At 71.1% G+C, this 12,693-nt stretch carries 13 protein-coding genes; 5 read left to right on the top strand and 8 right to left on the bottom strand.

From position 1 onward, the window contains the following. From ACQKIP_RS25655 to ACQKIP_RS25665, 3 genes are all read left to right on the top strand, one after another. Nucleotides 1-231: hypothetical protein (locus ACQKIP_RS25655; protein ID WP_427744185.1), on the top strand; the 231-nt coding region annotated here is incomplete at its 5' end. 271 nt (nucleotides 232-502) lie between these two features. Then, nucleotides 503-769, top strand: coding sequence for a GlsB/YeaQ/YmgE family stress response membrane protein (locus tag ACQKIP_RS25660; RefSeq protein WP_365864471.1), 267 nt, complete (start codon nucleotides 503-505; stop codon nucleotides 767-769). A gap of 55 nt (nucleotides 770-824) precedes the next feature. After that, nucleotides 825-1,454 carry an alpha-ketoglutarate-dependent dioxygenase AlkB gene (locus ACQKIP_RS25665; protein ID WP_365864473.1) on the top strand — a complete coding sequence of 210 codons (630 nt, stop codon included), beginning with the start codon at nucleotides 825-827 and terminating at the stop codon, nucleotides 1,452-1,454. Nucleotides 1,455-1,478: 24 nt separating this feature from the next. On the opposite strand, the gene ACQKIP_RS25670 is transcribed toward ACQKIP_RS25665, so the two are convergent. The 7 genes from ACQKIP_RS25670 to ACQKIP_RS25700 all read right to left on the bottom strand — a co-directional run bounded on the left by ACQKIP_RS25670 (nucleotide 1,479) and on the right by ACQKIP_RS25700 (nucleotide 9,133). Then, nucleotides 1,479-2,030 carry an RICIN domain-containing protein gene (locus ACQKIP_RS25670; protein WP_365864475.1) on the bottom strand — a complete coding sequence of 184 codons (552 nt, stop codon included), beginning with the start codon at nucleotides 2,028-2,030 and terminating at the stop codon, nucleotides 1,479-1,481. Between the two features lie 111 nt (nucleotides 2,031-2,141). Beyond that, the gene (locus tag ACQKIP_RS25675; RefSeq protein WP_365864477.1) at nucleotides 2,142-3,491 is read right to left on the bottom strand and encodes a cytochrome P450; all 1,350 of its coding nucleotides are present in this window, start codon (nucleotides 3,489-3,491) and stop codon (nucleotides 2,142-2,144) included. A gap of 160 nt (nucleotides 3,492-3,651) precedes the next feature. Further along, nucleotides 3,652-4,536 (bottom strand): geranyl diphosphate 2-C-methyltransferase, encoded by an 885-nt coding sequence (locus ACQKIP_RS25680; protein WP_365864479.1) that lies wholly within the window; start codon nucleotides 4,534-4,536, stop codon nucleotides 3,652-3,654. Nucleotides 4,537-4,550: 14 nt separating this feature from the next. Beyond that, the gene (locus ACQKIP_RS25685; RefSeq protein WP_365864481.1) at nucleotides 4,551-5,819 is read right to left on the bottom strand and encodes a family 2 encapsulin nanocompartment cargo protein terpene cyclase; all 1,269 of its coding nucleotides are present in this window, start codon (nucleotides 5,817-5,819) and stop codon (nucleotides 4,551-4,553) included. 122 nt (nucleotides 5,820-5,941) lie between these two features. Continuing rightward, on the bottom strand, nucleotides 5,942-7,354 hold the full coding sequence (locus tag ACQKIP_RS25690; RefSeq protein WP_365864483.1) for a family 2B encapsulin nanocompartment shell protein: 1,413 nt from the start codon (nucleotides 7,352-7,354) through the stop codon (nucleotides 5,942-5,944). Between the two features lie 401 nt (nucleotides 7,355-7,755). Next, nucleotides 7,756-8,364, bottom strand: a complete 609-nt coding sequence (locus ACQKIP_RS25695) for an HAD family hydrolase (protein WP_365864485.1) — start codon at nucleotides 8,362-8,364, stop codon at nucleotides 7,756-7,758. A 4-nt stretch (nucleotides 8,365-8,368) separates the two neighbouring features. Continuing rightward, nucleotides 8,369-9,133, bottom strand: a complete 765-nt coding sequence (locus ACQKIP_RS25700; RefSeq protein ID WP_365864487.1) for a DeoR/GlpR family DNA-binding transcription regulator — start codon at nucleotides 9,131-9,133, stop codon at nucleotides 8,369-8,371. Nucleotides 9,134-9,206: 73 nt separating this feature from the next. Here ACQKIP_RS25700 and ACQKIP_RS25705 point away from each other — a divergent pair, with 73 nt between their 5' ends. Both ACQKIP_RS25705 and ACQKIP_RS25710 read left to right on the top strand, forming a co-directional pair. Then, nucleotides 9,207-10,400, top strand: coding sequence for an MFS transporter (locus ACQKIP_RS25705; RefSeq protein ID WP_365864489.1), 1,194 nt, complete (start codon nucleotides 9,207-9,209; stop codon nucleotides 10,398-10,400). After that, nucleotides 10,397-11,179, top strand: a complete 783-nt coding sequence (locus ACQKIP_RS25710) for an alpha/beta hydrolase (protein ID WP_365864490.1) — start codon at nucleotides 10,397-10,399, stop codon at nucleotides 11,177-11,179. The genes ACQKIP_RS25705 and ACQKIP_RS25710 overlap by 4 nt, the downstream gene beginning before the upstream one ends. Before the next feature lie 19 nt (nucleotides 11,180-11,198). On the opposite strand, the gene ACQKIP_RS25715 is transcribed toward ACQKIP_RS25710, so the two are convergent. Then, nucleotides 11,199-12,693 (bottom strand): alpha-amylase family glycosyl hydrolase (locus ACQKIP_RS25715; protein ID WP_427744191.1); only part of this gene is annotated, 1,495 nt, incomplete at its 5' end.

Below are 12,693 nucleotides of genomic sequence, written 5' to 3' on the forward strand. Positions count from 1 at the left end.
CTTCTGCAGAAGCGGGCGCGGCGCCGTTTTCGCGCGTCAGGCAGCGTCCTTGTGATGCCGGGGTACGGATGCCCGATGCTGGCCCGGCTGCCCTCCACCGTGGATCAGGCGAAGGTGATGTGCGTGCCGACCGGTTCTGGGCCGCGCTTCACCGTTCAGCAGATCCTCGATGCGGTCCATGGCGACTATCAGGAATCCCATGGCCGGCAAGAGCAAAAGAGCGACAACTAGCATCGGCTGCGTCCTCCTCGCGGCTTCTCCCTGTTCGCCTGCCCCGCACTGACGTGCCCACGGCCCAGAAGGCATGGAGAGCCTGCAACGCTCTCTTCACATCTATTGCGCCCGACCGGCGGCCGTCACCCGGTCGGGCGACAGGAAAAGGGACCTTCGCCCCGCCGTCATGGACCTTGGTCCCGCGTGGGACGGCCGCCCGCGGACATGTGTGCCAGTGTCGGACGCAAGACCCCGCGCCGACATGCGCACAAGGGAAAGGAACACGCTCGTGGGCATCATCGCCTGGATCCTGATCGGTCTGATCGCGGGGGCCATCGCCAAGGCCCTTACTCCCGGCAAGGACCCGGGAGGCTGCCTGGTGACGATGCTGATCGGCATCGTGGGCGGGCTGCTCGGCGGCTGGCTGGGCAAGGTGATCTTCGGTGTGCACTCGATCAACGGGTTCTTCCACCTGTCGACGTGGATCGCGGCCATCGTCGGCTCCGTGATCGTCCTGTTCATCTACCGCCTGCTCTCCGGCAGCCGGTCGCGCTGAGCCGCCGCGGATTCGAATCCGCTCAAGCGTTCGAATCATTCGGTACAGTGGCCGCATGGCAACGCACCAGCTCCAGGGATCACTCTTCGATCAGAGCGATGACGTGCGCCTGGGCCCCCTGGAAGGCATCAGCAGAACAGTCCTCGGCGACGGGGCCTGGATCGACGTCCTGCCGGGCTGGCTCAGCGGCGCCGACATCCTCTTCGAACAGTTGGCGCGGGACGTCCCGTGGCAGGCCGAGCGCCGCCAGATGTACGAGCGGGTCGTGGACGTGCCGCGCCTGCTGGCCTTCTACCGCTCCGGCCAACCGCTCCCGCACACCGTGCTGGACGAGGCCCGCCACGCCCTCTCCGCGCACTACGCCACCGAACTCGGCGAACCGTTCACGACGGCCGGCCTGTGCCACTACCGCGACGGGCGCGACAGCGTTGCCTGGCACGGCGACCGCATCGGCCGGGGTGCCCGCGAGGACACGATGGTCGCCATCCTCTCCGTAGGGGCACCCCGGGACCTGCTGCTGCGCCCGCGCCACGGCGGCGAGACGATCCGCCGCCCGCTCGGCCACGGCGATCTGATCGTGATGGGCGGCTCCTGCCAACGGACCTGGGAACACGCCATCCCCAAGTCGACCCGCGCCACCGGAGGCCGCATCAGCATCCAGTTCCGACCGCACGGGGTGCAGTAACCACCGCCGGCGGACAGTCCGCGCCTAGAACCACATGGAGTGCCTGTTCTGGTGCGACCAGAGGGAAACCGGGCTGCCGTCGTACTTCCCTCGGTGAATTTTCAGGCCGTTCCCATACCACGGGCTCATGAGCAGGTAGTTGGTGTCCGTGTGCGTCTGAATGATGGAGAAAACCTGGTTCTTTCCCTTGTTGCAGTTCCAGACGATGAGCTCCTGGCCCTTCTTGTAGCGGCCCTTGGGCACGTCGAGGCACAGATTCTTATTGTCCCACGGGCGGAGATTCCATCCGTACCCGTTGGGTCCCGGTGTCAGGCACCAGGTCTCATTGCCCTTGCCGCCGGCCCACGGCCAGGTGATGACCGTGGCCCCCTTGCGGCTGCCGCCCTTCACGTTCAGGTACACGTATGTGTAGTTGTCGCCCGGCGTCCTGAACGTGTACTTGTGATTCTTGTTGCACTGGACGGCTGCCGCACCGGCAGGCGAATTCCCCGATTGCGCCACCGCCGCTCCGGCCGGCAGTACGGCTATTCCCATGGCGAGCGCGCCAAGAGCGGCGCCGACCCTGTGATTCGTCATGTCTCCCCCGTCGATTTGCGGTCATCTCAACGTAGGGCAAGGGAAACATCGAATAATCCAACGGGAGTTGTAGGCGATAACTCAACCCGTGCGGTACACGGAGGCGACTGACTACCACGAGGGTTTACCGGTTGTCCCGGACATCGGCCCGTCGAGCACCGCCGGTGTCGGGCCGTCCGGGCGGACCGTGATGCCGTACGCGGCTTTCGCCGGGGTGGAGCGGAAGCGAGGGGTGTGGGCCGGCAGCAGGTGTTCCAGGAGGGCGGTTGACTCCCGGAGGGCGAACTGCAGGCCCAGGCAGGCCCGGGGGCCGATGCCGAAGGGGAAGTAGCTGCCGGGGTGGGCGGGGCGTCGTCCGAGGGTGGTGAAGCGCGCCGGATCAAAACGCTCCGGGTCCTCCCACAGGTCGGGGTCCCGGTGCGTGAGGTAGGGGCAGACCAGTACGTCGGTGCCCGCCTCGATCTCGTACCCGGCCAGGACGTCGTCCCCGGCGGCGCTGCGCGGCAGGATCCAGGCGGACGGGTAGAAGCGCAGCGTTTCGTGGACCAGCGCCTGGACGGCCTGGCGCCGCTCGGGCGAGCCCTCGGCGCCCGCGGCGAGCGCCTCCTCCCGCGCCCGCGGGTTGCGGTCCAGGAGGAGATGGAGCCAGGTCAGGGTCGCGGCGGTGGTCTCGTGCCCGGCGACGAGCAAGGTGACCAACTCGTCGCGGATCAGCCGGTCGGTGTACTCCGGGCGCGTCAGGGCCGCCTCGGTCAGGACGTGCAGCAGCCCCGGCCCGTCCGGCCCGGCCCCCTCGTCACGCGCGGCCGCGACGGCGCGGCTCGCCACCGCGTCGATACGGGCCAGCTCCGCGGCGACCGCCCCCCGCGCGGCAGCGGCGTCGGCGGGCAGGCTGGGCAGCGCGGCCACCACGGCGGGCACCGCGTCCAGTTCGCGTTCGGTCGCCGCGTCCAGGGGATGTCCGGTCAGCGAGCGCCAGATGGTGTCCAGGGCGAAGCGGCGCATCTCCTCGCCGACGTCGAAGACCTCCCCGGTGCGGGCGTATCCGGCCCAGCGCGCCGCGGTGACACGGGCCGCCCCGGTGATCCGCCGCTCGTACTGCCGCATGCCCCGGCCGGTGAACTGACCTTGCAGCAGCCGACGTTGGCGCTGCCATGCCTCGCCCGTGGCGGCCAGGACGCCGTCACCGATGAGCAGCCGGGCGCGGTGCGAGCGCTTGACGTACCGCTCGGGGTGCAGCGCGAGCACGTGCTGCACGGCGTCCGGGGAGGTGATCAGGACGGTCGGGCGCGGACCGAGCCGTAAGGCGGCGACGCCGCCGAGCCGTTTGCGCGCCCGGGCGAAGAGGTCGACGAGTTCCCCGCCCTCGGTCTGCCACTGTTCGACGAGGGCGGGGTCGAGTTCGGGGACGCGGCGCCCGGCAGACGGCGCGGGGGAACCGGGGCGGGCGTGCGTGGCCATGGGGCTGCTCCTGTTCGACGGCGTGTGCCGGCACGGGCGGGGACGGTCCGGGCGCCCCGCACTGTAGGGGAGCAGGAGCGGTCCGCGTCACCCCGGATGTCCGTGCCGAGAGCGCCGGGCCCCGCCTGACGGGCCCGGCGCTCTCGTTCACGACGTCCGGTCAGACGCGGTCGGCCGCGATCAGGACGTACTGGAAGGAACCGTCCTTGTACGACTCGATGAACGCTTCCTCAATGCCGGTCACCAGCGAAGACGTGGCCCGCAGCTCCCAGTAGGGCAGGGTCGCGGGCGTCAGGTCGATGACGGCCTGCGGGACGAGGCGGTTGTCGGCCATCGCGCGCAGGTACTCCCGGCGGGAGTGGATGTTGCACTCGAAGTGCGCGTTGATCTGGGAGACCCACTTGGAGGGCTGGCCGTAACGCGGGTTCCAGCAGCCCGTGATGGTCACATAGCGGCCGCCGACCTCGAGGATGCGGGAGTGCTCGGCGAACAGGTCGTGCAGGTCGACGTACATGCTCGACTCGTTGTTCCACGAGCCCGCGGCCTCGCCGGTCTCGAAGGGCATGTCGAGCATGTTGCACACCCGGGCGCGCACGCGGTCCTGGATGCGCAGTTCCCCGGCGCGCTGGTTGGCGAAGTCGGCCTGCTTGGCCGAGAGCGTGACGCCCTCGACCTTGGAGCCGAAACGTTGGTGCGCCATGACCATCGAACCGCCGCGGCCGCAGCCGGCGTCCACGAGCATGTCGTCGTGCCCGCGCGGGCCCAGGTGCTCCATGAGGACGTCGGCCTGCGCCGATTCGAGGCGGTGGAGCTCGGTGATCAGCTTCTTCTCGTGCTCGCTGTCGTCGGGGTCGCCCAGGGCTGCGTGGTCGACCTCGCCGATGCCGTAGTGGTGGTGGTAGAGCCCGTCCACGTCGCCGAGGCGCAGGTTCACGGGCCTGGCCTCGTTGTTCCAGTAGCGCGCGATGTCGCCCTGGTAGGGCGTCGCCGGGGCGGGAACGAACGCGGCGGCGGTGTCGGCGGTGGTGAACTCGGTGCTGGTCACAGTTGTTTCCGTCCTTACCAGAAATCGGGCAGGCTGTAGCGGTAGGTGTTGGTCTGGTGCCAGTAGTGGTTGCCGTCGACCCACGCGGCCACGCCCTGAAGGAAGCGCAGCACGCTCGGGGCGGGGCCGGCCGCGGCCAGGGCGGCTGATGCGGCTTCGAAGTCGCGCATGAGGTCGTTGTGGACCTCGACCGCCTTCAGATAGGCATCGCGTTCGGAGGCGTCCTCGCGTTCGGCGATCACCACGGGCAGGTTCAAGTGCCGTCCGGGGCTGGCAAGTTCCTTGGTGTACGAGTAGAGGTCGTTGACGATGGTGCTGGCGTTCCCGGCGAGCGCCAGGACCCGCTGCATGGCCGGCTGGGCGTGCAGGTCGGCGGGCAGTTCGTAGCCGCCGACGGTGTCGGTGATGGTGGGACACGGCCGGAAGTTGTTGAACTGCCGCATCGCCAGGTACTCCCACACCTCGGGGGTGTGGTCCGTCTGGGCCCAGGCGCCCTCGGCGAGATACCCCAGGTGCAGCCGGGCCATGTCGTGCCGGTAGCGGTCGGCCTGGGAGGCGCTCGCCTGCTGGACGAAGTACTCCATCGCGGAGCGGTAGGCGCGCCGCGGGGCGTCCGCGTGCAGCGACTGGGCCCACTGGGGCTGGTATTCCTGCGTCGTGTGCAGGTGGTCGAGGGCGGTGTGCGCCAGGAGAAGGCGCCCCCCGAGGCCGACGGGCGAGCCTCCGTGGTCCTCGCAGTAGCAGTCGTCGACCGCGTTCTCGGCGACCATGAGCCGGGTGGCGACCATCAGATGCTCGATGGTCGGGGCGTCCGGGTGGCAGGCGACCATGTAACGCCCCACGGAGAAGCCGTCGAACTGGCCCTCCCACTCCTCGGGGAACAGCTCGACCTCCTCCACCGCCCAGTCCTTGATCCTGCGGCTGACCTCCTCCACCCGCACCGGGTCGGGCTCGGCCACCGGGTGGTAGTAGAGACCCGGGATGTGCAGGGCGTCCGCCGGCGCCTTCGGTGCCGCGGGGGGCTCGGGAGCCTCGGGAGCCGCCGGTTCCGGATGCCGGGCCAGGCTCAGGCCCGCCGTGCCCAGGCCGCTGGGGCCGCTCAGGATCCGCTCCAGGGCGGCGCTCGGCTGCCTGGCCGGGGCAGCTGCGACCTCCGCCTGCCGGGGGGCGGCCGGGGGCGGGCCGGGCAGAACGCCGTGCGTGTACGTAGGGACGGGGGCCCCGAGGCGAGCCGCTGCGGCGGGCGGGCTCGGACGCAGCGGGGAAGACCCGGAGTCGGGCATCCGTGGCTCCTTGATGGGATGGGTGGCCCTTCCCGGATCCGGGCATACGTGCCCGGCCCGGGAAGGTCCGGGCTGTCGTGACCGTCCGGCGGATCCTTCGGGCCCTCGGACCCGCGGACCCGCTAGGAGCTCCTGCGGGCGATCTGCACGTTCTCGAGCACGCCGAGCGCGCTGGGCACCAGGATCGCGGCGGAGTAGTAGGTGCTGACCAGGTAGGAGATGATCGCCTGTTCGTTGATGCCCATGAAGCGCACCGACAGACCCGGTTCGTACTCGTCCGGCAGGCCGGTCTGGTGCAGGCCGATGACGCCCTGGTTGTCCTCGCCGATGCGCATGGCGAGGATGGAGCTGGTCTGCTCCTTGGTGATGGGGATCTTGTTGCAGGGCAGGATCGGGACGCCGCGCCAGGCCGGTACCTGCTGGCCGCCGAGGTCGACGTGATCCGGGTAGAGGCCGCGGGCGTTGAACTCGCGCCCGATCGCCGCGATGGTCTTGGGGTGGGCGAGCAGCAGCTTCGTGCCCCGGCGGCGGCAGAGCAGTTCGTCGAGGTCGTCCGGGGTGGGCGGACCCGAGTGGGGCTGGATGCGCTGCTTGAAGTCGGCGTTGTGGAGCAGGCCGAACTCCCGGTTGTTGATCAGCTCGTGCTCCTGGCGCTCACGCAGCGCCTCGATGGTGAGCCTGAGCTGTTCCTCGGTCTGGTTCATCGGGTCGTTGTAGAGGTCGGCGACCCTGGTGCGGACCCGCAGGACGGTCTGGGCGACGGAGAGTTCGTACTCGCGCGGCTTGAGTTCGTAGTCGACGAAGGCACCGGGCAGGGCGAATTCGCCGGTGTGTCCGGCCGACATCGCGATCTCGGCCTCGCCGTGCTTGTTCTGGCGCTGCTCGGGGAGCCGCCTGAACTCCTCGATGTGGGCCTGGAGGCCGGGCGCCGAGGCCTGCACGGCGGCGAAGTCCTCGCGGGAGAGGGTGAGCAGGGTGCCGGAGGTCTCGGCGGTCGCCGTGGAATCCCATCTGGCGTCGGTGTCCAGAAGGGCGTCCTCGCCGAACCGGTCGCCGTCGGCGAGGACGCCCTGGCCGACGTCGTCGCCGTACTTGCCGACGGATTTGCGGTCGATGCGGCCGTGGGCGATCAGATGGAGCTGCCCGGCGGGGGCTCCGCGCTCGACGAGGACCTCGCCGGCGCTGAAGTCGCGCTGGACGCAGCGGTCCGCGATCGCGGTCAGCACCTCCACGTCGTCGAAGCCGCGCAGGATGGCCAGTTCGCCGAGTTCCCGCGGGATCACCCGGACGTCGCCGCCGTCCTGGACGAACTCGATACGTCCGTCTCCGACGGTGTAGCTCAGCCGGCGGTTGACCCGGTAGGCGCCGCCCTTGGTCTCCACCCAGGGGAGCATCCGCAGCAGCCAGCGGGAGGTGATCTCCTGCATCTGCGGGGCGGACTTGGTAGTGGTGGCGAGGTTGCGGGCAGCCGCAGTGCCCAGACTGGTCTGCCGGGGCGGCTCCAGCTGTGCTTCCGGGCTGGTCTCAACGGTCATCGGGCGAGCTCTCCTTCGCAAGGGAGGTAAAGGGCATAGGTGCGCCAAACCGCGAAAATGGAAGTTGAGGGGTGGGTGACCTCAGGGAAGTCGTTCGGATCCGGGGACCATTTAACGGCCGTTGCACCCGAGTTGCCGGGTAAGGCCGTTCGGGGCACTCGAAGCAGTGATCTTGCTCCGCGCGGGGTTTATCCGGGCCACCCACGACGTTCCGGCCACCCGCCAGATAGGGCTCAGCCGCCGCTGATCACGGTCGAAAAAGAAGCACAGCACTACGGTCACGAACCATGACCGAAGCGACCTTCCTGCACGCCGCTCGCCACGCCTGCGACACCACGGCCGCCGCCCGCCAGGCGCTTCACGATCACCCTCGCCCGCCGGGTGACCGGTTGCCGCAGGGCTCAGAGGACCGTCTTCAGCCGCTCCGGGTCGGTGAAGAGGTGGCCGCGGATGCCTGTCGTCTCGGCGGCGCGGATGTTTTCCTCGCGGTCGTCCACGAACAGGACGTGGTTCGGGTCGGTGTTCAGGGCGCGCAGGCACCACTGGTAGGCGCCCGGCTCCGGCTTGGCGTGGCCCATGCGGCAGGAGAAGGCGCGCAGGGGGAAGTGCTTGAGCCAGCGGTGGTGTTCCTCGTAGTAAGTGGCCAGCTCTTCGGGGATGTTGGAGAGCAGGGCGATACGGCGGCCGGATGCCGCGAGCTCTTCGACCAGGGCGACCATCGTCTCGTCCACCGCGCTCCAGCCGGCGACATCGGCCTCGACGAGCTCCGCGATCCGGCGCTCGTCGAAGCGCACGGCGAGGGTGTCGGCCACCTGGCGCCAGTAGGCGGGGCCGGTCAACTCGCCCCGGTCGTAGGGCTGCCGTCGCGCCCAGTAGGCGTCCCAGAACGCCGCGGCGGGAACCTCCGCCGTGCGGACGAGGCGGTCCTTGCCCTCGGCGGACTGGTGGCGTGCGATGACGCCGAACAGGTCGAAGAGCACCACGTCGGCGGATGCGGGCGAGCGGGGCACGGGCTCACACCTTTCGCACGGTGACGCCGGCGGCGGCCAGCGCGTCGGTCTCGTCCTGCGCGGCGGCCTCGTCGGTGACGACGGCGTGCAGGGCGGCGGCGGGAGCGACGAAGGCCAGGGCCGTGCGGGAGAGCTTGGGGGCGTCCGCGACGGCGATGACGCGGCGGGCCGAGGCGATCGCGGCGCGCTTGACCGCGGCGTCGTCCAGGTCGTAGGCGGTCAGGCCGTGCGCGGCGTTCAGTCCGCAGCAGCCGATGACCGCGGTGTCGAAGCGCAGGGCGGCCAGGGACGCCTCGGTCAGCGGGCCGGTCAGGGCCAGCTCACCCGGCCGGGGCCGGCCACCGGGGACCAGCAGCGTCAGCTGCGGCGCACCGCTCAGCGCGTTCACCGCGTGGAGGGAGAGCGGCATCACGGTCAGGCGGCGCGGCTCCAGGGCGCGGGCCACTTCCAGGCAGGTGGTGCCGCTGTCGACGACGACGGACTCGCCGTCCGCGATCAGCCCCGCGACCTCGGCGGCGATGCGCCGCTTGGCCTCCAGGCCCTCCTGCGCCCGCAGCGCGAAGGGCGGCTCCTCGCCGCGCAGCAGCAGGCTCCTGGCTCCGCCCCGATAGCGCTCGAGGACGCCTTGGTCGGCCAGGGCCTCCAGGTCGCGGCGGATGGTCATCTCCGAGGCGCCGGTCAGCTCCGCCAGCTCCGCGACACCGATCCGCCCGGCCTCGCGCACGGCATCGGTGATCTGCCTCAGTCGTTCTGCACTGCTGCTCGCCATGCTGCAATCAAACAATAATCGAGTTCGATACGCAATCTTCCGAACAGGCTTCATGTTCGTTATGTTCGTTCGCATGGAAAGATCGCTGCGCTCGGGCCGACTGGCCACCTTCGCCTACTTCACCCTCAACGGCTTCCTCATGGGGATGTGGATCGTCCACATCCCGGCGGTCGAACACCGCGCCGGCATCAGCCACGCGGTACTGGGCTGGCTCCTGCTGCTGCTCGGCGCGGGCGCCTTCGCCGGCATGCAGCTGGTGGGCCCGCTGACCGACCGCTTCGGCGCCCGCATTGTCGTCCCCCTCAGCGCGGCCCTGTGCAGTGCGGCGGTGCTCCTGCCGGGGCTCGCCACGAGCGCCTGGGCGCTCGGCGCGGCGCTGCTGGTGCTCGGCCTGGGCAACGGCTGCCTCGACGTCAGCATGAACGCCCACGCCGTCCAGGTGGAACGCGGCTACGGACGGCCCGTGATGTCCGCCTTCCATGCCGCCTTCTCCATCGGCGGTGTCCTGGCCGCCCTGCTCGGCGCCCGCACCCTCAGCCAGGAGATAACCCCGGCGGCGACCCTGGGCGCCGTGGCCCTCTTCGGCCTCGCCGTCGCCGCGCTCTGCGCCCCCGCACTGCTGCGCCGCGAGGCCCGCCCCGCCGAACCGGCCGACACACCCAAGGCGGCGCCCCGGCGCACGACACCCCGGCGCATCTGGATCCTTGCCGCCCTCGCCCTGATGCTCATGCTCTGCGAAGGCGTCGCCAACGACTGGAGCGTGCTGCACCTGCGGGACACCCTGGACGCCCCGGCCGCCACCGCCGCCCTCGCCTACGGCGCCTTCGCCACGGCCATGACCGCGGGCCGCCTGCTCGCCGACCGGGTGGCCGCGCGCTACGGCCCGGTGGCCGTGCTCCGCCACGGCGCGTCGGTGGCCGCCGCGGGCATGACGGTGGCCGCGCTGTCCCCGTGGATACCGCTCGCCCTGATCGGCTGGACGGTCTTCGGCATCGGGCTCTCCGGCTGCATCCCGCAGCTCTTCAGCGCCGCGGGCCACGCCGATCAGGACGCCGCCGGAGCCAACGTCTCCCGGGTGGCGGGCCTGGGCTATCTCGGCATGCTCGCCGGGCCCGCCGTCATCGGACCGCTCACGCACGTCGTCCCGCTCAACCTCACGTTCTTGCTGCCCGTGGCATTCTGCGTCCTGGCCGCCTGCACCGCAGGAATCCTGCGCTCCCGGCCCGCCGCCACCCGTACCGGCACCATGGAAACCGAGACCGCATGAGCGACATGAGCCCGCCGGCCGACCTCGAACCCGCTTGCACGCCACGGCACTTCACCCTGTACGGCGACGGCGAAACCCTCAGCTGCACCCAGGTGGAGGCCGAGGCGCCGCCGCCCGCAGGGCGGGAGGACGCGCCCCTGGCCGTCGTGTTCCTGCACGGCGCCGGCACCAGCGACAAGGCCCGCTTCACCGCGCTGATGGCCGACTTCGCCGCGCGCGGGCACCAGTCCCTGGCCTTCGACTTCTCCGGCCACGGCGAAAGCTCCGGACGGCTCGGCGAGCTGAGCCTGCGCCGCCGGTTCACGCAGGCCCGCGCCGTGATCGACCGTCATGTGCCCGGCGGACGCCGCCTGGTGCTCATCGGGTTCAGCATGAGCGGGCACACCGTCGCCGACCTGGCCGCGCACTACGGACCACGGGTGGCCTCCATCGGGCTGTGCGCACCCGCGGTCTACGGCGCCGAAGCCTGGCCCGTGCCCTTCGCCGCCGGGTTCACCGAGATCATCCGGACGCCGGACAGCTGGCGCCGCTCCCCCGCCCTCGATGTCTTCCGCCGCCTGTCCGTCCGGGCGGTGCTCGTCACCCCGGCCGTCGACGCGGTGATCCCGCCCGCCGTGACCGAGGCCGTCGCCGGGGCCCTGGGTGCGTCGCGCTCACGCTTCACCCGCGTCGTCCTGCCCGACGCCGATCACCGGCTCGGCCTGTGGTTCGCCGCGAACGACGTACCGCGCCGCCGCTTCGTCGACACCGTCCTCGACGGCACGCGGCAGGAACCGTAGCAGCGCCGAAGACCTGCGGTCAGACGCGCAGCCACACCGCCGTGTCCCGCGGCAGCCGGCCCGCCTCGTCCAAGGGGCCGCTGGCCAGCAGAAGGCGGGTGTGGGCGGGGAGTTCGCAGGCTTCGTCGGCGAGATTGACGACGCAGGCCAGGCCCGGCTCGCGGACGAACGCCAGCACGCCCCCGGCCGCGGGCAGCCAGGTCAGCCGGCCGTCGCCGAGGCCCGGTTCGATGCGGCGCAGGCGCAGGGCGGCACGGTAGAGCGCCAGCATCGAGCGGGGGTCGGCGGCCTGCAGATCGGCGGCGTACGAGGGCCAGCCCTCCGGCTGCGGAAGCCAGGGCCCCGTCATCGAACCGAAGCCCGCGTGCGGTTCGGCCGCCGCCCAGGGCAGCGGCACCCGGCAGCCGTCGCGGCCGGGGTCGGTGCCGCCGGAGCGGAAGTGCATGGGGTCCTGGATGCGGTCCGGGGGAATGTCGGCCTCGGGCAGGCCCAGTTCGTCGCCCTGGTAGACGTAGACCGCGCCGGGCAGGGCCAACGCGAGCAGGGCCGCGGCACGGGCCCGGCGTGTGCCGAGGGCCAGGTCCGTGGGGGTGCCGAACGCCTTGGTGGCGAAGTCGAAGCTGGTGTCCCGCCGGCCGAAGCGCGTCACCGTGCGGGTCACGTCGTGGTTGCACAGCACCCAGGTGGCGGGGGCGCCGACCGGGGCGTGCTCGGCGAGGGTGGCCTCGATGGACGCGCGCAGCCGCCGCGGCTCCCAGGGGCAGGACAGGAAGGAGAAGTTGAAGGCGGTGTGCAGCTCGTCGGGGCGCAGATAGCGGGCGAAGCGTTCGGCGTCGGGGAGCCACACCTCGCCGACGAAGACGGCCGCGTACGCGTCGGCGACGGCCCGCCAGGAGCGGTAGACGGCGTGCAGTTCGTCGCGGTCGACGAACGGGTGCGGGTCGACGCCTTCGGTGAAGTCGGGCAGCGCGGGGTCCTTGGCGAGCAGGGCCGCGGAGTCGATGCGCACGCCCGCCACGCCCCTCTCGAACCAGAACCGCAGCACGTCCTCGTGCTCCTGGCGGACCGCCGGGTGGGCCCAGTTGAGGTCGGGCTGCTCGGGGGCGAAGAGATGGAGGTACCACTCGCCGTCCTCGACCCGGGTCCAGGTCGACGCCCTCGCCGAGAACTGCGAAGGCCAGTCGTTGGGCGGGAGTTCACCGTGTGTGCCGCGTCCGGCCCGGAAGTGGAAGAGGTCGCGTTCGGGGGCGCCGGGTCCTGCGGCCAGGGCGGCCTTGAACCAGGCGTGCTGGTCGGACACGTGGTTGGGGACGATGTCGACGATGGTGCGGATGCCAAGGGCGCGGGCCTCGGCGATGAGTTTCTCCGCCTCGGCGACAGTGCCGAACGCCGGGTCGATCACGCGGTAGTCGGCGACGTCGTAGCCGCCGTCCACCATGGGCGAGAGGTACCACGGGCTGAACCACAGGGCGTCCACGCCCAGTTCGGCGAGGTAGGGCAGCTTGGCCCGGACG

This window comes from Streptomyces sp. NPDC059900, assembly GCF_050270335.1.
In the GTDB taxonomy this organism is placed as follows: Bacteria; Actinomycetota; Actinomycetes; order Streptomycetales; family Streptomycetaceae; genus Streptomyces.